Origin of the sequence: Photobacterium sp. GJ3 (assembly GCF_018199995.1) — a bacterium.
Taxonomy (GTDB): Bacteria; Pseudomonadota; Gammaproteobacteria; order Enterobacterales; family Vibrionaceae; genus Photobacterium.
Map to the genome: position 1 here is coordinate 834,923 of NZ_CP073579.1, position 26,357 is coordinate 861,279.

The following is a 26,357-nucleotide window of genomic DNA, read 5'->3' on the forward strand; positions in this document are numbered from 1 at the left end:
ATTTATGATCGAATTAACCGGATTGACCAAACATTACGGCAACACCCCTGTAGTCAAAGATGCGTCAGCGCTTTTTCCTAAAGGTGAAGTCACATCCATTATCGGCCCGAATGGTGCCGGTAAAAGCACCCTGCTTTCCATGGCCAGCCGACTGACCCAAAGCGATGCCGGTGAAGTCGTGATTGCTGGCACACCGCTCTCACAATGGGACAGCAAAGCGCTGTCGAAGCGTCTGGCTGTCCTGCGACAATCCAATAACATCAACATGCGGTTCAAAGTCCGTGAACTGGTGGCCTTTGGTCGTTATCCGCATTCGCAGGGGCGGCTGACGCCTGAAGATAACCGTATTATCGATGAAGCCCTGGATCATCTGGGGATCCGTGAAATTCAGGATCGCTTTATCGATGAACTCAGTGGTGGTCAGCGACAGATGGCCTTTATTGCCATGGTCGTTGCACAAGATACAGACTATATCTTTCTCGATGAGCCGTTAAACAATCTGGATATCCGTCATTCCGTGGACATCATGATGACGCTTCGCCGACTCGCAAAAGACATGCACAAAGCTGTGGTGATCGTGATTCACGATATTAATTTCAGTTCATGCTATTCAGATAACATCATTGCGATGAAACGCGGTGAAATTGTCGCCAGTGGCAAAGTCCATGACGTGATCGAAAAAACGATCATGGAAGAAATGTACGAGATCCCGTTTGATATCAAAGAAATCGACGGCCAGCGGATCTGTCTGTACTACGGTGGATAATCAACTCGCTCAGCCCGCCTCTCCGGCGGGTTGTTGGTTTAACGGAAAGGAATAATCACCCCCACGCTGTACAAAGCGGGATTCGAGTCATTCAACCCGACCAGCGTGCTGGCTTCTGCATAACCAATCCATTTATCGTTAAATGCACCCGACACACCGGCATGGAAGCGGCCATAGAATCGATCGTCAGCCTGAGTAATTACTGGCAGGTTGCTGCTTGTATACGCAGACCGGAACTGGCTGATGATCCGATCTGAATCGTACTGATAATCATAATGCAGATAACTTTTCACATAAGGCTGAAATAACCCAAGACTGGTACGAAACGGTTTAGAAATCGTTGCGCCGGAAATGAAAGTCATCCCTTCGAGTTTATTGATATCGTCTACCTGCGAAATGACATAATTCGAATTGCCTTTCGACAGCCGCTCGTTATAGCGATCCTGATCAGACAATGTGTACTGTACGGAACTTTCCAGCGCGACCTTAGCATAGGGATAATCGACCACGTAGCCGCCCCTAATGTGAACACCCAGACATCAGAGTCTGCATCATCCATACTGCTGACCACAGGATCGCTGTACATATTCACCTGACGCTCCATATCCGTATCGATCAGCGCGTAACTGGCGGTGAAATCCAGAAACCATTCGTTTTCGAAGTAACTGAAGTACCCGGATGCCACCAAGCCATCAATATCACTGCCCTGCTCGTTATCGTAATCCGCAGATCGATAGGTTGGCATGCCGAGCGCCAGACCAAACAGGTAATTGTTATTCAGCAAATAATCTCCCCCCATGGTCAGGGAATAACCATCCGTGACCACAGGTTGTGTGCGCCCAATAGGTGACTGATTCAATGTCAGCTGTGGCTGCGCGCGAGCAACTCGCATATAGGTCCCCAATCCGCCCTGAGAGTTGTCAAAATACGAGGTTTGCGCGTACTCAGGTTCTGCATAAGCGGTTGGATAGAAGCTGCGGGATCGGCTGTCTTCACGAATACTGCTGGTCCGGCTGCTGACATCACCGGGATACAACGCTAAAGGAGAAGAAAACAGGCTGACCGCCGGGTGTAGGGATTCTTTCTGGCTGGGTTTATCAACACGGACATCGTTCGCAATCGTGGTGAGTGAGTTCATCACTTCATCTGAAACTGAACTGACAAAACTGGATTGACTGCTGTCGGCCCAGGTTTGAGATGCCGTGGCTGTGAGCAGAACAACAGGTATCCAGACACCGTGACAGCGATGTGCGCATTTCATAAAGCCCCCTAAATCGACACGCTGAATATATGTACGCTTTGTTTTATTAGGCGTATCTAATACAAGTAATACATCGTCACTAGTGCAGCTAACCTTGAGTATAGGGAGGGGATTTTTTGAGCAGTGTCGCAAAAATAACACTCTTAATTTTTTGCGATCCAAAGAATGCAGTATCAGTATTTATCTGATGTGCCAAGGCCCTGCAAGTCATTGATGATATGACACACTGTCAATGATATGCATGCAGGAACCGCAAAATTTTCACAGGCGGTCTTTTTCTTGCCGGATAAAACTCAACCGAGGCTGATATGCAATTACGTCCATTTTTATTTCTGACCGCCAGCATGATGACTTTGCCGTCCTATGCCGACAATCTGGATCAGGCTGCAAAAGATGTCTGCGGTTGTCTGGCCGCGCCCTATGCTGAACTTGAGAAAGCTTTACAGTCGATGAAAACAGAAGAAGGGAACGACATCAGTCAGCTGATGAGTTCGCAGGGAAAGCTCACCACCTTATTTCAGGAAACAGAAAAGTGTACCGAAGCACTGCGGAAGAAATATCCTGAAATTGATGCAAACAATGATCTGAAAAAGCAGGTCTTGGACAAAACCCGTCAATATTGTCCAAACCCGCTTGAAACCGTTGACTTCAGTGCCCCTCATTAAACGGGTTTCACCCTGTAATACCAATCAAAGTCAGTCAATGATCAGAAATAGCGCAGGGGAAATGTTTGAGAACAAGGCAGACTTTTTAGATAAGTCGTGATTCTACAATCAAAAAATCTAAAGCAGTTATCGAACATTTGAACAAGCTAGGATGACCCGTTATTGACTGCGATTGGTATAAAATAAGGTCGACAACGGCGGTAATGACAGACGCACCTGATGCGCTTGTTGCCCCTCATGGTATTGAGAGATAACCTGCGTTGGGATTGGCAGGCCACTGCCCCAGTATGTGGTATCGTCTGAGTTCAGCAACACATCATACGTGCCCGCCACAGAGACCGGAATCACATAATCCTCGCGAGGCACCGGGGTAAAATTACTGACCACCAGCACAGTATCCCCTTGCTTCGACCGGCGCTCATGCGCAATCACACTCTGTTCAGCATCGTCTGAGACCCGCCACGCGAAACCGGATGGATCACAGTCAAGTTCATATAATGCTGGCGTTTCCCGGTACAGATGATTCAAATCTTTCACCAGTCGCTGCACGCCCTGATGACGCGCATACTGCAGATGATGCCACGCCAGTGTACCGTCATGATCCCATTCCGCACTCTGAGCAATTTCAGTCCCCATGAAATTCAGCTTCTTCCCCGGCTGACCGTACATGTAGCCCAGAAAAGCTCTGAGGTTTGCCGTTTGCTGCCATTCATCTCCCGGCATCTTGTTCAGCAGAGAACCTTTGCCGTACACCACTTCATCATGAGAAAGCGACAACACGTAATTCTCGCTGAAGGCATACACCAGAGGAAACGTCAGCGTCCCGTGATGATGACGGCGATGAACCGGATCCTGCCGGATATAGCTGAGGCTGTCATGCATCCAGCCCATATTCCATTTAAACCCAAAGCCCAACCCGCCCGCATAGGTCGGACGCGACACACCGGGAAAGGTCGTCGATTCTTCGGCAATAGTCATTGCATTCGGATAACGGCTGTAAACTTCTTCATTCATCCATTTCAGCAAGCTGACGGCATCATGGTTGATGTTCCCGCCTTCTGCATTGGGAATCCAATCGCCGGGCTGACGGGAATAATCCAGATACAGCATGGAGGCCACGGCATCGACCCGTAGTCCGTCAATATGAAAATGCTCGAACCAGTACAGTGCATTGGCCACCAGAAATCGGCGGACATGCTCACGGCCATAATCATAGATATAACTTTGCCAGTCGGGATGCCATCCCCGGCGCGGATCCGGGTCATGAAACAGGGCAGTACCGTCAAACATGGCCAGCCCGTGATCATCTGCCGGAAAATGCGCCGGAACCCAGTCGAGAATCACACCGATACCCGCCTGATGACATTGATCGATCAGGCTTTTCAGATCATCCGGCGTGCCGTACCGGCTGGTCGGTGCGAACAAGCCAACCGGCTGATATCCCCAGGACCCGTAAAATGGATGTTCGGAAACCGGCATCAGCTCCACATGGGTATATCCCATATCAACCAGATAAGGGATCAAGACGTCAGCAAGTTCCAGATACGTCAGATGGTCCCCGTTTTCATGGCATCGCCAGGAACCCGGATGCAGTTCATAGATCGACAACGGCTGTTCATGTTTAGCCGTGACCGGACGCTGCTGCCAGGTCGCATCGCCCCATGAATACGTGTTGTGATCATAAACCAGCGATGCAAACGACGGATATTGCTCCGCATGGTAACCCCAGGGATCCGCCTTATGCGGCAGTGACTGTCCCGATATGTCGCGGATCTCAAATTTGTACCGCGCTCCCGTTTCAAGTCCCTCGACAAAGCACGCCCAGTACCCGCCCGCCAGCGCAGACATCGGATTGATGTGACTATCCCAGTTGTTGAAATCCCCCACCACACTCACGGCAGAAGCATTCGGGGCATACACCACAAAACGAACGCCGCAAACGGGCCCTTGCGGGCCCTGAATATGCATTGGTTGCGCCCCCATCTGGTGATACTGGGTCGAAGGGTGACGCAGGGCTGCCATGTCGGGTTGCCAATTTTCCTGATTTTTTTGGCCGCGATTCACTGACTACTCCGTTTTCTGAGAGGCTTTTGCCCGCGCTGCAGTCAGCCGTTTGCTCAGCGCCTGAATGTTCGGTCGATTAAACAGATCTTCCAGATTGGCCGACAACTTTCGTCGCCAGTTCGGATATTCATCGACTGTCCCCGGAATATTGACCGGCTTGTCCATTTCCAGCCAGTCTTCCAGCTGCAAGCTCAGCAGCGCACTGGCACCGGCTGCCAGATGAAGTTGCAGGCTTTCGCTGAGTGCCTGATCCATCGGGACAGACATCGCATCCCGGCCGACATTGTCCGGCAGAAATCCATGCCAGTTCACGCTGTCGAGAATGCGCTGTTTGCTCTCCGCCCGGCCATCAAACAACCCCTTCAACTGCGCCTCATCCGGATACAGCCCCAGTTCCCGGCCAAGTTTGAGATCGTCACAGTGCCAGAAGCCACGCAATGTCGGCATATCATGGGTACATAATGCCGACATTGACTGTTCAGCATAGTGCGCCGGTGAGTAATATCCCCCATCTTCAGCAGTTTCGAAGAAGAAGACTTTGTATGAATGAATACCCGCCGTTGCCAGTTTATCGACAATCTCGTCCGGCACCGTTCCCAGATCTTCCCCAATCACCGTACATTGATGGCGGTGACTTTCCAGCGCAAGAATGGCCATCAGATCATCCACCGGATAATACATATAAGCCCCCTGCTTGGCGGACTCGCCTTTCGGGATCCACCACAGGCGGAGTAGCCCCAAGACATGGTCAATTCGCAACGCACCACAATGACGCATGTTCGACTGCAACAAATCAATAAACGGCTGATATGCCATCTTTCTCAATTGTTGCGGGTTAAATGGCGGCAAGCCCCAGTTCTGACCCAGTGGCCCCAGAATATCCGGTGGTGCGCCGACACTCACGTCCTGACACAGCGCGCCCTGATCCGCCCAGGTTTCCGCGCCGGAATCACACACGCCGACGGCCAGGTCACGATACAAGCCCATGACCATGCCTTTTTCTTCAGCCAGTTGCTGCGCTTCCGCAAGCTGGGTATCCGCCAGCCACTGCAAATACATGTAAAGCTGAACTTGGTCCGGATGTCTTTCGATAAACTGCTGCACAGCCGCACTGTCGAATTGACGGTATGGTTCCGGGAAAACCGGCCAGCCCCAGACATGCTCATCAGTCGCTTTCAATTCTGCATGCAGCGCATCAAAGGCCGCCTGATGCATTAAGCTCTCGCCGCCGTTTTCCACGAAGGCCAGAAATGCACAACTGCGAGCCGTTTCAGCCTTGAGATGACGTTGTTTAAAAGTGCTGAACAGCATGGGCAGCACTGCCATTTTCAGGCAGGCAACTTCACTGTAATTCACCCAGTTACTCTCCCGGGCAGCATTGAGTCGTTGCTGGAATGCGTCACTACCGACCAGTTGCAGCGCTTCATCGCATTGAGCAAACTCCGGCACGGCACACACATCAATGTAGATAATATTCAGCCAGCGACGTGACGATGGGCTGTACGGACTTGCCCCTTCCGGGTTGGCCGGAAACAAGGAGTGAATCGGGTTCAGCCCGACAAAATCACCGCCCTGCGCAGCGACATCCGAAACCAGTTGTTTCAGATCGCCAAAATCACCAATGCCCCAGTTGTGGCCGGTTCGCACGGAATACAGCTGGACACTCGGCCCCCACAATTTTTTACCCTGTACCAGTGCAGGCTGCTTGAAACACGCAGTTGGCGTCACAATCAGCGTCATCTGATAAGGCGACTGGCGACGCTTGCGATACATTTCTAACTGGTGATAACCCAGCGGCAACTCAGGTAAGGCGACACGCAAGCTCCCGCCCTGCGCACGATCATCAGAAACCAGCTGTGATTGCAGCCAGCCTTCCATCACTTCGCCCTGTTCCGTCACCAGCCGCCAGCTGAAATCGCTGACGCGGGCACTGCGCCCCAGCATCAGTTCAACCTGAATCGGCTCTCCCTGATGGATCACCTGGACCGGTGCCAGTACCTCCCGTGGCTGAATGCGGGCAGCAGAGGCTTCCAGTGTTGCATCACTACTGACGTCATACCCCATCGCTGCCAGTAATCGGGCCAGCGTTTCTTCACTGACCGGGGTGTCTTCACCCCAGGCGCTGATGTAACTTTCAGCCAGCCCAGCCTGCCGGGCGACTGTTTTCAAGACCTTTTCTGTTCTCATTCTTCTTCTCCGTGACGCCACAGGGGAAATCTCTCCCGAAATGCATGTCCCCGTTCACCACAATACAACAAAGCCGGGACCATCAGCCCCGGCAAATCAATCAGCGTTTCACAGCCTCAAGCTGCCAGATATTGTTCACATAATCACGAATACTTCGGTCTGAGCTGAACTTGCCGACCAGCGCAGTATTCAGAATGGCTTTTCTTGCCCAGCCCGCCTGATCACGATAGGCCTCATCAATCCGTTCCTGAGCAGAGACATAATCCGCAAAATCTGCCAGAACGAAGTAAGGATCACCGCCTTCCAGCAGATTGTGGCGAATGCCAGCCAATGCATCCGGTTCACCCGGTGTAAAGGTGTCACCCAGCAGCAGATCCAACGAAGCTTTCAGCAAGCTGTCAGACTCGTAGTAACGCGCGGGCTGATAGCCCTGCTGCTTGAGCTCAAGCACTTCATCCACCAGCAACCCAAAGATGAAGATATTGTCATCACCCACTTCTTCACGGATTTCCACATTGGCGCCATCCATGGTCCCGACCGTCAGGGCGCCATTCAGTGCCAGCTTCATATTCCCGGTGCCAGAGGCTTCTTTGCCTGCCGTTGAAATCTGCTCGGAGACATCTGCCGCCGGGATGATGATTTCAGCCAGACTGACCCGGTAATCCGGAATGAAGACCACCTTGAGCTTACCGCCCAGACGCGGATCGTTGTTCACTTGCTCAGCCACTTTATTGATGGCAAAAATAATCTCTTTCGCCAGCGCATAACCCGGCGCTGCTTTTGCAGCAAAAATGAAGACCCGGGGCGTCATCTCAAACTGCGGATCATTCAGCAGACGATGATACAGCGACAGAATATGAACAAGATTCAGATGCTGACGCTTGTACTCGTGCAGACGTTTAATCTGAACATCAAAAATCGCATCAGTATCCAGTGCAATGCCCAGATTGTCTGCAACCCAGTCTGCCAGGCGCTGCTTGTTCGCTTTTTTGACCGCCATATAACGCTGCTGGAATTCAGCATCATCTGCAAAATCAGCCAGGGCAGACAACTGCGATAACTGCGCCGGCCAGCCCGTTCCAATTTTCTCATCAATCAGCTGGCTCAGAGCCGGGTTACAGAATTTCAGCCAGCGACGTGGTGTCACACCATTCGTGACGTTCTGCAGTTTTCCTGGAAATAACGCATCAAATTCCGGGAACAGATCGCGCTTCACCAGCTCCGAATGCAGTGCTGCCACACCGTTCACTGCATAACTGCCAATCACACAGAGGTTTGCCATGCGCACCATACGCTGACCGCCTTCCTGAATCACCGACAGTTTCTGTTTGATGTCATCTCGTCCCGGCCATTTCGCTTCCACTTCAGCCATAAATCTGTGGTTGATTTCAAAGATGATTTCCAGATGACGGGGTAACAGCTCAGCAATCAAGGCTTCGCTCCAGGTTTCCAGCGCTTCCGGGAGCAATGTGTGGTTGGTGTAAGCAAACACCTGATTGCAAATCGACCATGCAGCTTCCCAGCTCAGTTGATGCTCATCCAGCAGGATCCGCATCAGCTCAGGGATCGCGATGGTCGGGTGTGTGTCATTCAGCTGAATCGTTTCCTGCGCAGCCAGCGCTTCAATCGGATGACCCGCAGCCAGATGGCGACGCAGAATATCTGCAACTGAACAGGCACAATGGAAGTACTGCTGCATCAGTCGCAGCGTTTTGCCCTGATCATGATTGTCATTCGGGTACAGCACCTTGGTGATATTGCCGGCTTCAATCGCGGCTGCTTGCGCCCCGACGTAATCCCCCTCATTGAACGGTGCGAGACGGAAAGGCACCGGGGCACGACACTCCCACAAACGCAGCGGATAGACACTGTGATTCTGGTAGCCGATCACAGGCAGATCCCAGGCCACACCTTCAACCTGCATACCTGGCACCCAGCGGCGTCGCTGTGCGCCCTGCTCATCGGTATACACTTCAACCCGGCCATAAAAACCTGCTGTCTGGTTCAGTTCCGGGCGTTGAATCTCCCATGGGTAGCCTTCCTGTCCGCGCCAGCCATCCGGCGCTTCCATCTGGCGGCCCTGATCGAATGACTGCCGAAACAGACCGTATTCATAGTGAAGACCATAGCCCACTGCAGGAAATTCCTGCGCAGCCAGAGAATCCATAAAGCAGGCAGCCAAGCGCCCTAGTCCGCCATTCCCAAGCGCAGGATCTCGCTCCTCTTCCAGCAAATCGGTCAGGTTCTGACCCAGCTCAGCCATCGCTTCAGCCACAGGCGCATACAGATCCAGACTGATCAGGTTGTTGCCGGTCAGGCGACCGATCAAAAATTCCAGAGAAAGATAATTCACACTGCGGCAATCAGTCGCTGCCAGATGTTGCTCCGTGTCAATCAGGTTACCCGTGCTGGTTTCAGCCAGGGCACGACTCATCGCCAGATACCAGTGACGGGCACTGGCTGTTGCCGGCGTCTGGGCATAAGTCGTCAGAAGATGTTGTTTTACCGAAGCCTGAAATGCGGCTTTATCAAAAGAAAGCGCCTGAGGTTGATTCTGCATCATGGTTTTCTCGCTGTCGGGTCATATTCAGTCAAAAAATTCTGAGGTTCATGCTGCCTGTGACCCGGCCGAAAAACATCATCCTGAAAACCTGAGGTTGAGGGAGTAGCAGCAGGGCGTAGTCCGTCTCTGAACATGCTTTCTGTGACAACATCTTGAAATTCATTGTGATATCCCGGTTCAATTCTGATGCCAGTCACAAAAACACGGGCACTACACCTGTGCAGGAGACATACCGAAAGTACTGGAGAATTCAATAAAGTGTGACTCATCACTTACTTTCAGGGATGAGAAGTGCAACAAATGCTGATTTAGGCGGGGATACAGGTAATGATAAATACGCCTACACCATCAACCATGACAATTCAGAAAAATTAAAATTATGTGGATACCTTCTAAGCTGACTCGCCCTGCGCGATTGCACAATGCGATATTACGCCCCAGATTGCTGGATCTGCTGCAACATGCCCCCGCCTACCGGCTGGTGCTGTTTCGGTCTCCGGCTGGCTATGGCAAAACCACCATGGCTGCGCAGTGGCTGAATGAGCATCCGCATACCGGCTGGTTCAATCTGGACGACAATGACAACGATCCCTTTCGCTTTGCCAACTATCTGCTTCAGGCACTGAATAAAGCGTCTCAGGATGCTTGCCTGAAGACCAAAGCCATGGCAGAACGTCGCCAGTTTGCCTGCCTCAGTACCCTGTTCAGCGAACTCTTCGCAGAACTGCAGGATTACCCGCACCAGACGTATCTGGTGCTGGACGATTATCATGTGATTCACAACGAAGACATTCATGATGGTATGCGCTTTTTCCTTAAGCACATGCCGGATGAAATGACACTGGTTGTAACGAGCCGCAGTCAGCCTCCGCTGGGCACTGCCAACCTGCGGGTCCGGGATCTGCTCATCGAAGCCGATCATGAATCTCTTGCATTTGATGAAGAGGAAACCACGCGGTTTTTCAGCAAACGTGTCGCGAATGAGATCGAAACCACCGCACTAAGTAACCTTCGTGCACAAGTTGAAGGCTGGCCGTCAGCCCTTCAGCTCATCGCGCTGCACGCTCAGCAGCGCCCGAATCATCTCGCCGAATCAGCCCTGTCACTCGCAGAATTTAATCGAAGCCACCTGTGGGATTACCTCGCGGAAGAAGTCTTTGATTTACTCGATGAAGACACCCGCAGTTTCCTGCTGCATTGCTCAGTGCTCGATATGTTCAATGCCGAATTAGTCATGGATCTGACGGGTCGCAGCGATGCCCTGATCAAACTCGAAACACTCAATCGCATCGGGCTCTTTATCAGCCCGCTGGAAGGTGCCGATAACTGGTTCCGTTTTCATCATCTGTTTGCTGAATTCCTGCGCCACAAACGCCACGCTCACATCCCGGAACAGCGAAAAGAACTGCACAACAAAGCCGCACTGGCCTGGCTGAATCAGAACAGTCCGCAGCAGGCGCTTTACCATGTGAAAAAAAGTCAGAATCATTCTTTAATGGTTGAGATTCTGTCTGACCATGGCTGGCAGATGTTCCATCATGGTGAACTGCGCATACTTGAAGACTGTATTGCTTCGCTGGATAAAGTCTTGCTGTTCAGCAGCCCGCGCCTGATTCTGCTGCGACTCTGGCTGGCACAAAGTCAGCATCGCTACAACGAAGTGGGCGATCTGATTGCAGAATCTGAAGCAGAAATGCTGGCCAATCACATTCAGCTGGATGATGCCCTGCAGGGTGAACTGAATGCGTTACGTGCGCAGGTTGCCATCAATCAGGGCAAACCCGAAGACGCTCTCTTGCTGTCTGAACAAGCGCTGGGCCAGTTGCCTGCAACCACCTACCGCAGCCGGATTGTGGCGACTTCCGTGGTGGGGGAAGTCCATCACTGTCTGGGGAATCTGAACCGCGCATTACCGATGATGCAACAAACCGAAAAAATGGCGCGTCAGTATCATGTGTATCATCAGGCACTCTGGGCACTGTTGCAGCAAAGTGAAATTTTGCTGGCGCAAGGCGCTGTACAGCCTGCTTACGAGTTACTGGAGCAAGGATTCAAACTGGTCAAAGATCAGCATTTGCACCAGGTCCCCATGCACGAGTTCCTGTTGCGATTGAAAGCACAGATCCTGTGGTGCTGGAACCGGCTGGATGAAGCAGAAGAAGCCGCGCTGAAAAGTCTGGATGTGCTCGCCCCTTACGATGACACCAAATCGCTGCAGGCATACTCCATGCTCGCCCGGATAGCGATGACCCGGGGGGAGCAGGACAAAGCCGCGCGCTATCTGCAACGCTGCAATGATCTGATGGCGCGTGCAGATTTTCACATTGACTGGCGTGCCAATGCCGACATTGCCAAACTGCTGTACTGGCAACAGTGCAACGACACCAGCAGTATCCAGCAATGGCTGGAACAAGCAGAAGAACCGGACGGCTCGTGTAACCATTTTCAGCAGCAACAATGGCGAAACCTGGCATTAGCCCAGCTACTGACTGGCAATATTGAAGAAGCACATCGGATTCTGACCATATTGCTGGACAGTTGTGAAAAGCACGCGCTGGTCACCGACAGAAACCGAAACCTGATTCTGCTGGCAACCATTTGCAAGCGGGCAGGCAATCGGGAGACGGCGCTGAAACATCTGGCAGAAGCCCTGCATCTGACCAACAGCACAGGCATGGTTGGGAACTTTCTGATCGCAGCGGCAGATATTCAGGATCTGTTGCAAACCCTGATCGACGACAAAATGCTCAATGAGTTATCAATGCACCGGGCGCGGCATTTACTTCGTGAAATGAACAGCAAAGAAAAACACCGTCTGGTCCACTTCGATGAGGCATTTGTCGAAAAACTACTGAATCTGCCGGATTTACCGGAACTGATCCGCACCAGCCCGCTGACACAGCGTGAATGGCAGGTGCTTGGACTCATTTATACCGGCTACAGTAACGAACAGATTGCCACTGAACTGGACGTGGCGGCAACGACAATCAAAACCCATATCCGGAATCTGTATCAAAAACTGAATATCGCCAATCGCAACGAGGCGATTGAGACCGCACAGGAATTACTCAGCCTGATGGGCTATCAGGTTTCCTGAGCCATTCACCTGTCGAAGAGTCGTCAGCCCAACGCTGGCTATTGTTCAACATCATTGCATGCTCGCCTGCGCAACAATGACAACATTCATGAATATTCAGTGTCTTACGAGCCCCGCGACTGCGGGGATTCACAGGATGCAGGATGAGCGCGAGCCAGAAAGCTAACGTCCGAAAGGATTCTCCTCCCCCCGTTCTCATCCCTGGGTTTGATGACTCACGTTAACGAGCGATCACCTCAGCCGTCGGGACCGCCTGAATCCGCACCGGGAAACTTTCCGCCCACGACAGCACCGACGTATGGTGCTCACGAATCAGTGCGCCTGAAGCATAAGGCTTGTCATGTGTGGTATGTGCATCCGCCACCAATGTGACACCGTAACCCAAAACCGCTGCACGCCGTGTTGTCGTGTCGACACAGAAATCTGTCGCGTAACCACAAATGATCAGATGATCGATACCCAGTCGCTCCAGTGTCGATTGCAAAGCGGTGTCGTGAAAAGAATCCGGTGTCGTTTTTCTGACAAGCACATCGTCGTCCGACGTTTCCAGATCCCGGTGCAATTGCCACCCTTCCGAGTTGTAGGCGATCTCAGTGCCAGGCGCTTCGTGCTGAATCAATATCACGGGCAAAGAGCGTGCTCTGGCCCAACGGGTCAGTTGATTGATCCGTGAAACCACTTCATCGGCTTCAAACGGGTGTGGTTCAGGTTCAAAACAAATTCGCTGAACATCAATTACAACGATCGCTTGTGTCATGGCGTATCCTTACTCGCACGAAATTAACTTAGCAGCCAATAAGATAGCGACGAATCGAATGGGTTGCACGGAAAAGATCGGAGACCGGGAGATCAAGATGCATCTGTTCAACTTCCAGTGCCATTTCACCCTGCATGAGACTGAACGTGTCCCAGTCCACTTGCCGGATATGCCGAATCTTTCGAGTCTGTTTTAATAATTCGGCAAAATCGAATGCGGAATAACCGCATGATTCTGCAATGAAATGCTGTGTACCCTGCACTTTCAACGATGCCAACGTTGCATAAAAGGGTCCGATATCTGCCACATGCACATATTGATGCCATCCCGTGCTGGGGACTGCCACAGTCATCTGTTGGTCAGGTAATCCCGCCAGAATGCGTCTCAGCTGACAATTATCGCCACCATAAATCAGGCTGGGGCAATAAACGATATTCCACCCCCGATTCAATGCAGCCTGAATCGTTGCCTGATCCGGCTCAACGACTGAGATTGGACGACAGATAAAATGCTTGAGATCCTGAACCGATGCATGGCCGAACAGCCACACGCCTGAGGTATGAATCCGAACGGCATCCGGGGCAGCAAGCATATCTAACTGCTTCATCAGCCGCTGCTCCTGCACCGCAATTTCCTGGGGCGAGTATTGTGACCAGTGAGGTCTGGCGCAATTGATCACAACATCAAAAAAAGCATTCAAGTGTTCGTCCTGAGCCGAAACCGTCATCGCAGGGTCATCACATTCCGATACGGGCCGGTGAGCAAAATGAAAAACCTGATAACCCAGAGAATTCATATATCCCGAAACATGCCGGCCAACATAGCCTGAAGCCCCGGCGATCAACACTTTATTCATCTTTACGCCTCTGAAAACAACGCGAGCACCTTTCATTCACAAACAATTATGCCAGTAAGCGCATACAAAGGCACTTCTTCATCAATTGTTCGATTTTTTCGAATGATCAATTCATCCGACAAGCATGGTGTTTCTAGTCATAACCGTTAGGATCGGGAGATTCATTCAAAAGCGGAGTCCCGTCATGTTTCATGCTGTAAGACGACACTGGTATATGAGAGGATTAACACAATTTTATACCTTATCCCGATTGAAAATACTCCAATTGTGACCATAGTGGTTTTGCACAAAACCATCATCTACCCCCGCCAAATTTGAAATAGTTAAAAGTTCGAGCAGTGAGGACTTGATCGGATACTCAACAAGAGAGATAGATGATAATATTCAAATACTTAATCCAATAATTCAGGAACCATATTAATGTTCGAGCAATTGAAGGACGTCTTCAAGGTAGCTGCTTTCAAATACCTCAGTACGGTCGATGCTAATCCTGCTATATCCAACCAGCATGAGATTGGTGGCCTAAAAGACGCAGGAATTGGCCAGCACCTCGGAATACTGGATGATGGTAAACGAAGGCAGATCCAAGCAACACTGGTTTATCTGGAAGATAATGAATCAACAATTCTTGTGGAAGATACCGTTACTTGGTACGACTGCCGTTTTGAAGACCATACACGCTCTGCTGAATGGAGACTGTATTACAAATCCAATGATGTAACCGAACGATTTCAGCCCGGTGATTTCTTCATGATTGCCCTGACGCATGAAGGCCAGTTGCTGATGATTTTCTGCCCTCCTCAGAGTGAATATGAAAATCAAATTCGTTCAATTTTTGGGGCTCAACACCTTAATGCAAATAGAAAAGGACTTAAACAGGTAAGTATTAACAGCAACATTGCTTCCCCAATAAGGCTGATGTTCGCCCGATATGGGCTTGAGATTGGCCATGACGGTACCAACTATCTCGATCTTATCCATGATAAATTTGGAAACAGCTTTCCTAAAACAAGAGACTTCTCAACGTTTGCCAGAGAACTATCACCAGAGGTATGTCCGATTGAGATGCCAGATGTTGCACTTATTCAATGGATGGAGACGGAAGAGTCAGCCTTCAGACAGTTGGAAAAGCACATTGTTCGGGAAAAGCTCAGAACTGGATTTGGCGAAAACGGCGACGACGTGGATGAATTCGTCATCTTTTCACTCAGTGTTCAGAATCGCAGAAAAGCAAGAAGTGGACATGCATTCGAAAACCACATTGAACATATCTTAAAAGAAAATAGGCTCACATTTCAGCGTGGGGCCCTTACTGAAGGAAAACAGAAACCCGACTTTTTGTTTCCAGGTTCTGACAGCTACCAGAACCCTGCATTCCCTGCTGAACGCCTACGTATACTTGGTGCCAAAACGACATGTAAAGATCGATGGAGACAGGTACTTGCTGAAGGAAGCAGAGTAAAGCGAAAACACCTCATCACCCTTGAACATGCGATCAGTGAGGCTCAAACATCTCAGATGCAGCTCCTGAACCTGCAGTTGGTTGTCCCGGCCGCATTACACGAGACTTACACAACCACACAAGCATCTTGGCTCATGAGTTTTGGTGACTTTATTTCAGAAATTCGCACATTAACTTAAACTCATGAATGAGAGTGATAAGCCCAGTGAATCAGGCTTGTAAAGGTTAACTTAAACGGAGGCTTGAGTGACTGCTGAAAGCCGCAAAAGCATGCGAAGCAGAAATATGCGCTCCGTTCGCACCAAAAATACAAAACCTGAAATGCAAATACGGAGAGCCTTGCATGCCCGTGGTTACCGTTTTCGGGTTTCACCAAAAGATATCCCGGGGAAGCCTGACCTCTGGTTTTCAGGAAAACGAGCAGCCATCTTCGTCAATGGATGCTTCTGGCATGCCCACGGATGCCATCTCTTCAAAATACCTGGAAGTAACGCACCTTTCTGGAACAAAAAGCTGACGGAAAATGTAAGCAGGGATGCCCGAGTTCAGCAATTGCTTTTCGAACATGGCATTCGTGTTCTCGTTGTTTGGGAATGTGCAATGAGAGGAAAGTCTTCGATAAGCCCTGACCTTGTCGCATTACTTGCAGCCACATGGCTTCAAAGCGAAAGCAAGTGTGGTTGTATCACAAGTAAAGGACTCAACACCTTTCCCTGCCCTGATCCCCTCTTTATGATCGGCACTTACTATACTGTATAAAGATCCATAAAAAATGGAGAAAGGGAAAATCGTGTGATATATTTACACACAATTTGACCTATATGACAAAAACGAAACCATGCTAAAAAAAGAATACATTCAGGGCGATCAGGTTGACGACAGCAGAATCCGGGAACAGCAGGAAAAGTCCAATGCCCTGCTTCGACTGTTAGTAACCATCTACGATCAAAAGAACCTGGGTCAAAAACTTAACAGTGATGAAACTGGCCTACATACGGGCATTATCCGTGAGAAGCTCAACCGCTGGAAGAAAGACCCAGTCGGGAACCCGATACTCATTGAAGAGCATACAATGACTCAAATCCGGGAAGCTCTACTTCCAGCCAAGCCCACTCACTGGGACAATCCAGATTTTGAGTTCATTGACCTATTTGCAGGGATTGGCGGACTGCGCAAAGGCTTTGAAGAGATTGGTGGCAAGTGTATTTACACCAATGAATGGGACGATCAGGCAAGAAGGACCTATTTGGCCAATCATTATGTGGACAATAATAAGCTCCCCTATTTTCTTGATTCCCCAGAAGAGAATCCTGAAAGAAATGTCTCACATATGGATATCACCAAAGTAACCCTGAGTGGTAAAGCGGACGCTACACCCGAGGATATCAGTAACAGTATTCACTTTCATATCCCGGATCATGACGTGCTGTTGGCCGGCTTTCCATGTCAGCCATTTTCAATTGCCGGTGTTTCCAAAAAAAATGCACTCGGACGGGCCCACGGTTTCGAATGTGATACCCAAGGAACACTGTTTTTCGACGTAGAACTCATCATCGAACATAAAAAGCCAAAGTTCTTCGTGCTTGAAAACGTCAAAAACCTGAAGAGTCACGATAAGGGCAATACTTTTGCCACCATTATCAGAAGGCTGGATAAACAAGGCTACCACATCCTCAATGTCACGGATGAAGGGAATGATATTGAAGAAGCCATTCAGGTGGTCAGGAAGCGGCGCAATGACCCAACCATAATCGATGGTGTACATTTTACGCCACAACACCGGGAACGTGTTGTCCTTGTCGGTATTCGTAAAGACTTGCTGAAACAGGACCCGCAGCTGAAGCAGCTCAGTCTGACGGACATTCCTAAGCCGGCACATCGATATACACTGAAAGACATTTTATGTACTTTAGATAAAGACGATAAGGCAAAGTATACCCTTACAGAAAACCTGTGGAACTATCTGTATCACTATGCTCTAAAACATCAGACCAAAGGCAATGGCTTTGGGTTTGGCCTTGTCGACCCAGAAGATCCGAATGCAGTAACACGTACTCTCTCCGCTCGCTATTACAAAGATGGTTCAGAAATACTCATTAATCAGGACGGTCTGGACCCTGAGTATCTCCTAAAGAAACGTGAGTATGGGATTTTGAAGAATCAGGAACGCGCAGAGGTTGCATTAAGGTACGCAAATAAACAGGCAGCAATCGCACCTGACTATTCCGATGCTGATTTCAAAATCTGGACCAAAGAAGGGGAGCAGAAATATGACGAACTGCACGGTCGCTATGCTCCTGAGTTTGATGCTTCATGGAAAACACCAAGACGACTGACACCTCAGGAGTGTGCGCGGCTGATGGGTTTTGAGAAACCGGAGGCCGATTCTGAGCGTTTTCGTATCGTCTGTGCGGATGCTCGGGCTTATAAGCAGTTTGGTAACTCTGTTGTGGTGCCTGTTTTTAGTGCGGTCGCAAAGTTACTGGCGCCGAAAATTCGAAAATTTTCACTGAAAGAAAACACATCGACAGCTGCTTAATTTCAGTTATCTTAAGGCCCTATTTAGTTTAGGGCTTTCTTTTGTCAACACCAACTTACTTTGACCATATTTAAAGTGGTCTACACATTCCGTACACTGATTTCAACCGATTTATATCACTAACTGGCGACAGCTCATCAAGAAGTGACAATGTAGCAAATAGTTCATATCCCTCTTCGGCCTGTTCATCCCACGAGATCTACTGTAATTTTGGAGAGAAGTTTCCCAAAGTTTAAAGTACAGTAAAAACAATACTTTGAGTCGTACATCCTATGAGGTTCTTATGTTTCATGCCCACGTTTACTTTGAGTTATCCCAGCAGACGCTTGCCGAGCAAGTCCGGCAGCAAATTATTGCAGAACGTCCGGATGACATTCTGGCGATTTTTTCACTGGTGCCACGACGGGTTGGTCCGCATGATATGCCGATGTTTGAATTGCATTTTGCAGACAACCGAACGGGATTAATTGAGTGGCTGGATCAACACAGAGCAGGTCTGTCTGTGCTGATCCATCCGGTATCTGCCAATGAGCTGGCCGATCATACGGTCAATGCCCTTTGGTTAGGAAAGCAATTACCGGTTCATACTGACATTTTTAAAGCTGAACAGTAATTTTCTCTGCCAGCGACATTGCCAGGTTGTTATCGTAATAAGCGGCTTCATTAATGAAATGAGGATAAGCTTCGTAATGGCCATCCCAGCAGATTTCTTCGCCGTTAAACAACTTAAAGATTGGATCGCCCTGATGAAGCGGCTTGAAATCGTTGTCCTGAACAAACCGATGGACCATGCCAATCCGCTCGCCTTGGGCATTTTCCGGTAGTTTCAGGGTTTCAGTGTACCGAAACGCTTCATAACTGGCGGGTAATTCAGGCAGCGAACCCTGATTGTAAAGATCAACGTAATCAAGAATATGCATGGTCATGATTTCCATCCAGTCCAGCACATCCTGCCGTAAAACCGATTGCGGTTGCGGGCCGATTTCAACAATCACCCCTTGCGCAGCAATTGAACTGACAAACTTATGCTCAGCCAGCGGAGTCTGATCTTCAAAAATCACCACCGCTTCAGGCATTTTTGCCTTCACATAAGCGCCCATTCTGATGTTGAAATCGTCTGACTGAAGCACGATTAACGTCGGCCCCATGTTGCTGGTTGTATTGTGTAAATCGATGATAAAGTCAGTCTTGGCATTCCCTTTCGGCCCCAGAACGTTATTCATCACTTTGGCGCGGCTTTGTTCATAATTTGCCAGTGCCGGGTTAGCCAGATCTTCAACCGAAAACTGTCGGTTCAGATCGCTATCGACATAGCGTTTATTTTCTTCATGCGCCTTAGGGTTTGCGAACAACGTCTGTGTTGTAAAGGTATCCCGGGTAATGCGCTGCGGGTGTTGTTGCCATTGGCGCACTAAGTAAATGCCACTGAATTCATTGCCATGGGTGCCTCCCACAACGGCGACAGAATTAATGCTTTTCATCCTTGTCATCACCACTTGAAAAATCTGAATATTGATAAAGATTCTCAGTATGCCAGCCTTCTTTTCGCCAAACAAACGAATAATCAGGCAATTTTATTTAATTTTTATTCCACTCAGTACTGAACCTTCCCGCGCATATTTTTGACCTGCCCCCGTTGCGCCTTTTTGTCCATCCGGCGTTTTTGCGACGCTTTCGTTGGCTTGGTCGGTCGGCGCTTTTTTTCCTGCTTCATCGCCAATTGGATCAGTTGCTGAAGCCGTAACAAAGCATCCTCTTTGTTTTGTTCCTGCGTTCTGAACTGCTGCGCTTTGATGATAATCACACCGTCTTTGGTAATGCGCTGATCCGACAGGGCCAGTAAACGCTCTTTATAAACAGCTGGCAAGCTGGAGCGATTGATGTCAAAGCGCAAATGAATTGCACTTGAAACTTTATTCACATTCTGGCCGCCAGCGCCCTGAGCCCGGATGGCGGTGATTTCGATTTCCCAGTCAGCAAGCTGAACCGTGTTAGAGATTGATAACATAACAAGATGAACGATTGAAGAAATACAAAGGCTATTATCTTATTTCAGCAGAAGATTTCCACTCATGCAGAATGTGATCTGTTCTGCATCTCATTCGTCAGGGCATTCATCCCTTTCAGCAGTCGGCGTATCCTTACGGCTTTGATGTGCATTTTTAGAACAATCAGTTATGGATACCCTATTACACTACCTTGCTGAGTCCGGACAGTTCATGCGTCCGTGGATCAACGACATTGCCATGGCGATGGTTGCCTGCTTATTAGTTGTATTTGGATCAGATATCAACATGATCCTGCGACGCTACCTGTCTGGCACCAACTTCCTGATTCGTACCAGCGCATTCATTTTCGTGAACGCCTTCGGATACGGGCTGCTGATCGTGGCCGTTGCACCGTGGCTTGCGAAACAAATGACTGCATTGAGCAACCTTTGGTTGTTTGTTGCAGTGCTCGGGACATTTATCTTTCTGGGAAGCTGGGCCCAGCGAAATCAACAGGTATAAAAAAACCGCCTTCATTCAGGCGGTCTTTTTATGTGGAAATCAGAAGTTGACCGTCAGGCCATCCGTTCCCAAAATCTGGTCCATGATCGTCTGCTGTAGGATCAACGTATCACCCGCTTGTTCCGGGTCATCTTCGTTACCGTTACATACCAGATTCAAATCATAGGTATCGAATGGCAGGTAACCAATCGCGTACATTCCGGTCGCTGAGTCGACTGCAGCAGATGCTAATGGCTCATTCTCAGAACCCAGATCGCCATACTCGCCTGCGTTTGCGAGTGGATAAACGTAAACAAAAGCATTCGAAATGTCATTGCTGCACAGGGAAGGATCCACAGAGCCGTTAATCGCTGCCACAGATGTATTTTCGACAACCCGGACACCACGCGGTTTCAGCTGATATCCATTGGCATTCAGCACCATACTCTTGCGCAAATCAAATTCGATGGTGTAAGCCTGAGTTGCATCCGCTTCAACTGTAAATCCGTCCAGTTTCAGCTCACCGCTTGGCACTCGAATGCCTTCGACTGCATCGGTATCCGTTACAACATGCGAATAAGGCGTGCCATCACTGTAAGTACCGTTCGTCAGTACAGATAAGCGCATTTGCGTATAATTTCCGGACAGCAGCACTTCATCGCTCAAGACCTGTAAAGCCTTTTCACCCTGATACTCAAGCAAGTTGATCACCATAAAGGACGGATTGCGGTTTTCATCTTCTGGAATCGATAAGCCATCCGGTATACAAGATGCAGAACTCTCATCCGCAGCAAATGTATTCGTGGTCCACGAAGACTCGCTGCCACCCGAATGGTGAACTGTAATGTTGTCAAATGCGACACAGACTTTTTTCAGGCCATCGACCGGCGCATCAGACATCCCCAGTGAGACTTTCCCTGTTGTTTGATCATTCGAATCTGAACCACAGCCCGCCAGTACTAAACTTGCCATACTGGCAATCAATAATTTTTTCATACACTGCTCCTTTTGCTTTGAGAGAACTTTAGCGGGATCAGCGTCGAAAAGCATTCCTGTGCCATCTTCCTAACAGAAGAATGACATCCGGGCTCAAAATGGTGAAGAAATAGACAAGGGTAAACAAGAAATTCAGAGGGACTTAATCAACCCGCATGCAGCCATGCTGAATAGAGCGCGGATTTTCCAGACGATGTAGGCAAGACCCGACAGACTGGAGGTCCTGATATTGATACTTCGCAACCATTGCGGCTGCGATCAGTAAGCCAATCAATGAAAAACGGGTCAGCCAGAGCCACTGACGATGCAACGCCACGGCAAGTGTCAGCAGGCACGCGAGTACGATAAACAGTAAACTTGGTGCAATATAACCAGATATCACTTACTCAACCCCAAACCTTGCAAAGTGGCAAAATAATAAGGTGTTGGACGTCATAATTAAAGATGATTTATGCATATTTACACTGCAAAGTGTATCCGGCCAGATTTGGACAATTGACCACAATTTCAGACTTGGAGCATGATCGCATTTAGGGGATTTGAAATGACAAAAGCCTCGATTTCTCGAAGCCTTTGTGTACAAAGTCACAAAATGGATTGGTGATTAAATCACCAGTCCGCCATCAATTTTCAGGGTCTGTCCTGTGATGAATGACGATTGATCGCTGGCAAGAAACAGCGCACCATTTGCAATGTCCTGCGGTTTCCCCATGCGCTGCAGCGGCGTTTTCGACTTCATGTAATCCAGAATTTTTTCTGGCAGGTCCACAGTTAATGGCGTTTCGACAAAGCCGGGAGCGATACAGTTCGCCCGGACCTGAGCGCCTTTGCGAGAAAATTCTTTCGCCCAGCCTTTTGTCATGGCAATCACACCCCCTTTCGTCGCGGCATAATTACTCTGACCAATATTTCCGTCTGTCCCGACAACAGAAGACATGGTAATGATCGACCCCACACCATGTTCCATCATGACAGGAGCGACGGCCTGGGTCATATTGAAAACGCCTTTGAGGTTGACATCCAGCACCATATCCCAATCTTCAACAGACATTTTTTCGATCAGATTGTCCCGGGTAATCCCCGCATTATTCACCAAAACATCGACACGACCGAAGGTGTCTGCAATGCCCTGAACAAAATGCTGGATTGATTCGCGATCACAAACATTCAGCTCAATCGCTCTCACATTCTTGTAAGTTTTCTCCAAATCAGCCATTGCTGCTGCGTTCATATCACAAGCGAAAACAACTTCAGCCTGATTGCTGGCAAAGGTCTCCACAATACATCGGCCTATGCCCTGAGCGCCACCCGTTACAATGCAAACCTTCTTATCTAACATAGTCTTTCCCTCTTGGTTCGAAATGTCGAAGTGAAATACCGAATACAGTGCGGGCACACCGCTTCCCTGCTCACTTCCGTCAGTTTTGATTTTAGATGAAACAAATCAAAAGATTACACTCAATGATGCAATTCACCTTTGCGCTGATTACTCAGTCATTATGCACGCAGATCACTGATTCCCCATAGAAATCGCCAAAAAACATCCTCAATTGACTGAGAACACAACAATCTGAACGTTTTTACTGACCGATTTCCATTCACTTCGCTTTCAGGAAAATCAGAGCGTTAACGGTAATTTTTCGGGATTCACGAACTCTTCACTGGTATCGGGTCTGACCTTTGCTATAAATGTATGAAGAATGTACAACAATGGAACTGTTGCAAAGCATGCTTGATAAAGTAGTTTTTTTCCTACATGTGGTGCGGAGTGGCTCACTCAGTGAAGCGGCCAAACACTACGGCATTTCTGCGTCTGCAGGCAGCCGGTGGCTGAGCGAGCTGGAAGCTGGCATGGGCGTCAGTTTGCTCAAGCGCACGACACGTAAAATCACCCCCACTCAGGCAGGACAACGTCTGTATGACAGGTTCAGTCTGATCAACGGCCAGATTAATGATGTCTTCAATGAAGTTCAGAACCTGAGCCATGAAGACAAGGGATTGATCCGGGTCGCCAGTACACCGCTGTTTGCTAAATATTATCTCAGCCAGATCATTGGTGAGTATGTTCAGATTCATCCTTCGATTAATTTCGTCGTGATCGAGACAGCATTTGAAGTCGATCATGTCCATGATGTCGACTTTGCCATTCGTGCAAACGCAACTTATCGCGGCTTTCAGGACAAAGACAGCCTGCTCGTGAAACGTTCACTGGTTCGTGAACCTTTAATCGCTTGCTGCTCTCCTGAATATATTGATCAATACGGTAAACCTGAATATCCAGAAGCTCTCAAGACACACTTCTGCTTATATGCGACCACGCTTGTTGGTGGGAATAAGTGGATCTTCGAACAGAATGGTGAATACAATTCTGTGGAAATTGCACAAACCGTTGAAGCGGATGACAGTGAGATCCTCAAGAATATTGCGCTCGCTGGCGGCGGTATTGCTTATTTACCCTATAGTCTGGTCAATCAAGAGCTCCAATCCGGTCAGCTACTTCCGGTATTAAAAGACTATGTCAGCAGTGAATTTGAATTGAATCTGTACTTCAAACCCAGAAAATATATGCCGGTCCGTTGTGTGAATTTTAAAGACTACCTGATCGGACGCGTTCAGGAGATGGATAAGAAAAATAAAAATGCACTGGGTTTACCCAAGCCAAAGCAATTGCTCGTTGAATAAACAACCAGTGCTTTTAAACGGTGTCAGTTAGTTTGATTCCGGATTAAGCAGACATTTTGAAAAACTGCAGCTTTTCCGCCATGTCTTCTGCCAATTGAGAGATTTCTTTACTGGCTGCAGCACACTGGCTGATACCCGTGGCATTGGTTGAAACAATCTCATGAATCGTCGCCAGATTCTCATTGATTGTCTGGGTGACTTCCGTCTGCTGTGCGGCAGATTCTGCGACCTGATGATTCATCTCACCAATCTCGGCAATCGATGCTTTGATTTTGGCCAAAGCTTGTGAAGCCTGCTCTTCAAGCATCCGATTATTCTCAATCAGTTCAGACATCGTACTCATTGAAGCGCTGGCAGACTGAGAACGCATTTGCAGTTGTTCAATAATTTTCTGAATATCCCCGGTCGACTGTTGTGTCCGGGCAGCCAATTGTCGGACTTCATCCGCAACCACAGCAAACCCCCGGCCGCTTTCACCCGCTCGGGCGGCCTCAATCGCAGCATTCAAAGCTAACAAGTTGGTTTGTTCTGACACCGCATGGATCACTTCCAGCACACCGGTAATCTGAGACGCAGCTTGTCCGAGCTCTGCGATTTCAATCGTCGCCGCTTCAACACCTAACCCCATTTCATGGGTCGCCTGCGACACACGACGGAACATGACTTCACCTTCATCAGTCATTTGTACCGCAGTGTTTGCCCCCTGATCCGCCTGCAGGGCCGTTTCAGCCACTTCACGGGAAGACGTTGCCAGTTCCTCAACTGCAGAGGCAATCTGTTCGATTTCACGACTCTGACGAACGGCATTATCTTCTGACACTTGCATCACTGTCGCCAGTTCAGAAGTTGCTGTCGCAGTGCTGTCCCCATTCTGTCTCAACCCGGACACAATGCTGCGTAAATTCCCAGCCATGCTTTCAATACTCTGTCCCAGACGGCTGAGTTCATTGTTCCCTGATAAATGAGCATCAATCTCCAGTTCACCTTTTGCAAACTGCTGCATTTTTCCACTCAGTGAAGCCAGCGGGCGGGAAATAAACCCGGCAAGGAACCAGCCCGCCATCAGCCCGATCAGGATGGTCACCACAATCGCCATCTGACTCCAGAATAACACTTGATCATGTTGTTTGACCTGTTTCAGCATATAGTCCGAAGAAAGCTGATTGAGCTGCTTAGAGAGCACATCAATCCGTTGAATTAAGACATTCCCTTTATCTCGGTAAGGCACCACATACTGATTAAAATCTCGATCAGACATCAACCCCTGGTGACGTCGCTTCAGCACATCCAGCATGGTCTGCCGACTATAATTCAGGTAATCATTGACTGCTGATTCCAGCGAAGCAATTTCTGCTTCTGCACCAGTAAACTGATTCAATTCAGGTATCAAACGCTGAATCTGTAACTCTCGCTGATCAAGCGTCGATTTTAAAACACTCAGTTGTGTTTCATCGTATAACGCATAGATTGCTCCAACGCGCATGGCGTAAGTGCTTTCAATCAAGTTTGCAACGTTATCTTTTAATTCAATTGTGACTTTTGAGGCTTCATTTAATTCTTTAACGGTATCCACCAATACCTTATTAGAAATAACCACGGAAGCAAGTAATAATATAGCTGACAAAATGACAGGCATCAGAACCTGATTTCTGATGGATATTTCTTTAAGCATGCGTTGATAGCCTTATATGATAACAATGAAAATTGAACCAATATTCAATCTTAGGCGGTTTATTATTCATAAAATGAGAGTAATATCAACAATGCATTTAATTCAAGTCAATTCTAATAAAACAGATAACTTATACTTAATATATAACTATATTAATTTAAAAATACCTAAAATAAACTTCTCTAAAATAGAATCAATTAAAGTAAAAGTTTACTGGATCAGGGTGAAATATGAGAGTTTAATTTCAAAACGACAAATACGAAAAAAGCCGGGAAAATCCCGGCTTTTGTACAAATGAGGT

Annotated in this window: 22 protein-coding genes; 9 read left to right on the forward strand and 13 right to left on the reverse strand. The window is 48.7% G+C overall.

What is annotated here, in order from left to right; all coding sequences use genetic code 11:
* Nucleotides 1–4 precede the first annotated feature (4 nt).
* Nucleotides 5–766: an ABC transporter ATP-binding protein gene (locus KDD30_RS20760; RefSeq protein WP_211651850.1), complete on the forward strand. Its 762-nt coding sequence runs from the start codon at nt 5–7 to the stop codon at nt 764–766.
* Between the two features lie 38 nt (nt 767–804).
* Here KDD30_RS20760 and KDD30_RS24660 read toward each other — a convergent pair whose 3' ends face one another.
* Both KDD30_RS24660 and KDD30_RS20765 read right to left on the reverse strand, forming a co-directional pair.
* Nucleotides 805–1,128, reverse strand: coding sequence for a hypothetical protein (locus tag KDD30_RS24660; RefSeq protein WP_371826124.1), 324 nt, complete (start codon nt 1,126–1,128; stop codon nt 805–807).
* Between the two features lie 23 nt (nt 1,129–1,151).
* The gene (locus tag KDD30_RS20765) at nt 1,152–2,027 is read right to left on the reverse strand and encodes an autotransporter domain-containing protein (RefSeq protein WP_211651851.1); all 876 of its coding nucleotides are present in this window, start codon (nt 2,025–2,027) and stop codon (nt 1,152–1,154) included.
* A gap of 308 nt (nt 2,028–2,335) precedes the next feature.
* On the opposite strand from KDD30_RS20765, the gene KDD30_RS20770 reads away from it, so the two are divergent.
* A complete protein-coding gene (locus tag KDD30_RS20770; protein ID WP_211651852.1) occupies nt 2,336–2,692 on the forward strand; it encodes a hypothetical protein in 357 nt (118 codons plus the stop codon).
* 159 nt (nt 2,693–2,851) lie between these two features.
* On the opposite strand, the gene glgB is transcribed toward KDD30_RS20770, so the two are convergent.
* The 3 genes from glgB to KDD30_RS20785 all read right to left on the reverse strand — a co-directional run bounded on the left by glgB (nt 2,852) and on the right by KDD30_RS20785 (nt 9,503).
* Complete coding sequence (gene glgB / locus KDD30_RS20775) at nt 2,852–4,714, reverse strand: 1,4-alpha-glucan branching protein GlgB (RefSeq protein ID WP_211651914.1); 1,863 nt, start codon at nt 4,712–4,714, stop codon at nt 2,852–2,854.
* Between the two features lie 45 nt (nt 4,715–4,759).
* Entirely contained in the window at nt 4,760–6,943 is a 2,184-nt protein-coding gene (malQ, locus tag KDD30_RS20780) for a 4-alpha-glucanotransferase (protein WP_211651853.1), read from the reverse strand.
* A 100-nt stretch (nt 6,944–7,043) separates the two neighbouring features.
* On the reverse strand, nt 7,044–9,503 hold the full coding sequence (locus tag KDD30_RS20785) for a glycogen/starch/alpha-glucan phosphorylase (protein WP_211651915.1): 2,460 nt from the start codon (nt 9,501–9,503) through the stop codon (nt 7,044–7,046).
* Between the two features lie 382 nt (nt 9,504–9,885).
* Here KDD30_RS20785 and malT point away from each other — a divergent pair, with 382 nt between their 5' ends.
* Nucleotides 9,886–12,603 carry an HTH-type transcriptional regulator MalT gene (gene malT, locus KDD30_RS20790; RefSeq protein ID WP_211651854.1) on the forward strand — a complete coding sequence of 906 codons (2,718 nt, stop codon included), beginning with the start codon at nt 9,886–9,888 and terminating at the stop codon, nt 12,601–12,603.
* Between the two features lie 220 nt (nt 12,604–12,823).
* Here the strand turns inward: malT and KDD30_RS20795 are convergent, their stop codons facing one another.
* Nucleotides 12,824–13,360, reverse strand: coding sequence for a cysteine hydrolase family protein (locus KDD30_RS20795; protein WP_211650179.1), 537 nt, complete (start codon nt 13,358–13,360; stop codon nt 12,824–12,826).
* Between the two features lie 28 nt (nt 13,361–13,388).
* Nucleotides 13,389–14,216, reverse strand: a complete 828-nt coding sequence (locus tag KDD30_RS20800) for an NAD-dependent epimerase/dehydratase family protein (protein ID WP_211650181.1) — start codon at nt 14,214–14,216, stop codon at nt 13,389–13,391.
* Between the two features lie 420 nt (nt 14,217–14,636).
* On the opposite strand from KDD30_RS20800, the gene KDD30_RS20805 reads away from it, so the two are divergent.
* From KDD30_RS20805 to KDD30_RS20820, 4 genes are all read left to right on the forward strand, one after another.
* Nucleotides 14,637–15,857, forward strand: a complete 1,221-nt coding sequence (locus tag KDD30_RS20805) for a type II restriction endonuclease (RefSeq protein WP_211650183.1) — start codon at nt 14,637–14,639, stop codon at nt 15,855–15,857.
* 67 nt (nt 15,858–15,924) lie between these two features.
* Nucleotides 15,925–16,437, forward strand: coding sequence for a very short patch repair endonuclease (locus KDD30_RS20810; RefSeq protein ID WP_249199342.1), 513 nt, complete (start codon nt 15,925–15,927; stop codon nt 16,435–16,437).
* Nucleotides 16,438–16,516: 79 nt separating this feature from the next.
* Complete coding sequence (gene dcm, locus KDD30_RS20815) at nt 16,517–18,217, forward strand: DNA (cytosine-5-)-methyltransferase (RefSeq protein WP_211650185.1); 1,701 nt, start codon at nt 16,517–16,519, stop codon at nt 18,215–18,217.
* Between the two features lie 283 nt (nt 18,218–18,500).
* Nucleotides 18,501–18,830, forward strand: a complete 330-nt coding sequence (locus tag KDD30_RS20820; RefSeq protein WP_211650187.1) for a DOPA 4,5-dioxygenase family protein — start codon at nt 18,501–18,503, stop codon at nt 18,828–18,830.
* On the opposite strand, the gene KDD30_RS20825 is transcribed toward KDD30_RS20820, so the two are convergent.
* On the reverse strand, nt 18,814–19,698 hold the full coding sequence (locus tag KDD30_RS20825; protein ID WP_211650189.1) for an aspartoacylase: 885 nt from the start codon (nt 19,696–19,698) through the stop codon (nt 18,814–18,816). The genes KDD30_RS20820 and KDD30_RS20825 overlap by 17 nt on opposite strands.
* Before the next feature lie 113 nt (nt 19,699–19,811).
* On the reverse strand, nt 19,812–20,225 hold the full coding sequence (gene arfB / locus KDD30_RS20830; RefSeq protein ID WP_211650191.1) for an alternative ribosome rescue aminoacyl-tRNA hydrolase ArfB: 414 nt from the start codon (nt 20,223–20,225) through the stop codon (nt 19,812–19,814).
* Between the two features lie 169 nt (nt 20,226–20,394).
* Between arfB and KDD30_RS20835 the strand changes: the two genes are divergently transcribed.
* Nucleotides 20,395–20,727 carry a DUF3392 domain-containing protein gene (locus tag KDD30_RS20835; RefSeq protein WP_211650200.1) on the forward strand — a complete coding sequence of 111 codons (333 nt, stop codon included), beginning with the start codon at nt 20,395–20,397 and terminating at the stop codon, nt 20,725–20,727.
* A gap of 39 nt (nt 20,728–20,766) precedes the next feature.
* Here the strand turns inward: KDD30_RS20835 and KDD30_RS20840 are convergent, their stop codons facing one another.
* The 3 genes from KDD30_RS20840 to fabG form a co-directional block, all read right to left on the reverse strand.
* On the reverse strand, nt 20,767–21,702 hold the full coding sequence (locus tag KDD30_RS20840; RefSeq protein WP_211650202.1) for a DUF4382 domain-containing protein: 936 nt from the start codon (nt 21,700–21,702) through the stop codon (nt 20,767–20,769).
* 142 nt (nt 21,703–21,844) lie between these two features.
* Nucleotides 21,845–22,084: a hypothetical protein gene (locus KDD30_RS20845; RefSeq protein WP_211650204.1), complete on the reverse strand. Its 240-nt coding sequence runs from the start codon at nt 22,082–22,084 to the stop codon at nt 21,845–21,847.
* 222 nt (nt 22,085–22,306) lie between these two features.
* Nucleotides 22,307–23,041: a 3-oxoacyl-ACP reductase FabG gene (fabG, locus tag KDD30_RS20850; protein WP_211650206.1), complete on the reverse strand. Its 735-nt coding sequence runs from the start codon at nt 23,039–23,041 to the stop codon at nt 22,307–22,309.
* 389 nt (nt 23,042–23,430) lie between these two features.
* On the opposite strand from fabG, the gene KDD30_RS20855 reads away from it, so the two are divergent.
* Nucleotides 23,431–24,384 carry a LysR family transcriptional regulator gene (locus tag KDD30_RS20855; RefSeq protein ID WP_211650208.1) on the forward strand — a complete coding sequence of 318 codons (954 nt, stop codon included), beginning with the start codon at nt 23,431–23,433 and terminating at the stop codon, nt 24,382–24,384.
* Nucleotides 24,385–24,427: 43 nt separating this feature from the next.
* Here KDD30_RS20855 and KDD30_RS20860 read toward each other — a convergent pair whose 3' ends face one another.
* Nucleotides 24,428–25,957 carry a methyl-accepting chemotaxis protein gene (locus KDD30_RS20860; protein WP_211650210.1) on the reverse strand — a complete coding sequence of 510 codons (1,530 nt, stop codon included), beginning with the start codon at nt 25,955–25,957 and terminating at the stop codon, nt 24,428–24,430.
* Between the last annotated feature and the right edge of the window lie 400 nt (nt 25,958–26,357).

What these genes read in the sequence shown, in the direction of transcription:
- dcm (WP_211650185.1), top strand. Translation starts at nt 16,517, where the DNA reads ATGCTAAAAAAAGAATACATTCAGGGCGATCAGGTTGACGACAGCAGA.
- arfB (WP_211650191.1), bottom strand. Translation starts at nt 20,225, where the DNA reads ATGTTATCAATCTCTAACACGGTTCAGCTTGCTGACTGGGAAATCGAA.
- KDD30_RS24660 (WP_371826124.1), bottom strand. Translation starts at nt 1,128, where the DNA reads ATGACTTTCATTTCCGGCGCAACGATTTCTAAACCGTTTCGTACCAGT.
- KDD30_RS20760 (WP_211651850.1), top strand. Translation starts at nt 5, where the DNA reads ATGATCGAATTAACCGGATTGACCAAACATTACGGCAACACCCCTGTA.
- malQ (WP_211651853.1), bottom strand. Translation starts at nt 6,943, where the DNA reads ATGAGAACAGAAAAGGTCTTGAAAACAGTCGCCCGGCAGGCTGGGCTG.
- KDD30_RS20785 (WP_211651915.1), bottom strand. Translation starts at nt 9,503, where the DNA reads ATGCAGAATCAACCTCAGGCGCTTTCTTTTGATAAAGCCGCATTTCAG.
- KDD30_RS20800 (WP_211650181.1), bottom strand. Translation starts at nt 14,216, where the DNA reads ATGAATAAAGTGTTGATCGCCGGGGCTTCAGGCTATGTTGGCCGGCAT.
- KDD30_RS20825 (WP_211650189.1), bottom strand. Translation starts at nt 19,698, where the DNA reads ATGAAAAGCATTAATTCTGTCGCCGTTGTGGGAGGCACCCATGGCAAT.
- malT (WP_211651854.1), top strand. Translation starts at nt 9,886, where the DNA reads ATGTGGATACCTTCTAAGCTGACTCGCCCTGCGCGATTGCACAATGCG.
- fabG (WP_211650206.1), bottom strand. Translation starts at nt 23,041, where the DNA reads ATGTTAGATAAGAAGGTTTGCATTGTAACGGGTGGCGCTCAGGGCATA.
- KDD30_RS20805 (WP_211650183.1), top strand. Translation starts at nt 14,637, where the DNA reads ATGTTCGAGCAATTGAAGGACGTCTTCAAGGTAGCTGCTTTCAAATAC.
- glgB (WP_211651914.1), bottom strand. Translation starts at nt 4,714, where the DNA reads ATGGCAGCCCTGCGTCACCCTTCGACCCAGTATCACCAGATGGGGGCG.
- KDD30_RS20765 (WP_211651851.1), bottom strand. Translation starts at nt 2,027, where the DNA reads ATGAAATGCGCACATCGCTGTCACGGTGTCTGGATACCTGTTGTTCTG.
- KDD30_RS20770 (WP_211651852.1), top strand. Translation starts at nt 2,336, where the DNA reads ATGCAATTACGTCCATTTTTATTTCTGACCGCCAGCATGATGACTTTG.
- KDD30_RS20855 (WP_211650208.1), top strand. Translation starts at nt 23,431, where the DNA reads ATGCTTGATAAAGTAGTTTTTTTCCTACATGTGGTGCGGAGTGGCTCA.
- KDD30_RS20840 (WP_211650202.1), bottom strand. Translation starts at nt 21,702, where the DNA reads ATGAAAAAATTATTGATTGCCAGTATGGCAAGTTTAGTACTGGCGGGC.
- KDD30_RS20820 (WP_211650187.1), top strand. Translation starts at nt 18,501, where the DNA reads ATGTTTCATGCCCACGTTTACTTTGAGTTATCCCAGCAGACGCTTGCC.
- KDD30_RS20835 (WP_211650200.1), top strand. Translation starts at nt 20,395, where the DNA reads ATGGATACCCTATTACACTACCTTGCTGAGTCCGGACAGTTCATGCGT.
- KDD30_RS20795 (WP_211650179.1), bottom strand. Translation starts at nt 13,360, where the DNA reads ATGACACAAGCGATCGTTGTAATTGATGTTCAGCGAATTTGTTTTGAA.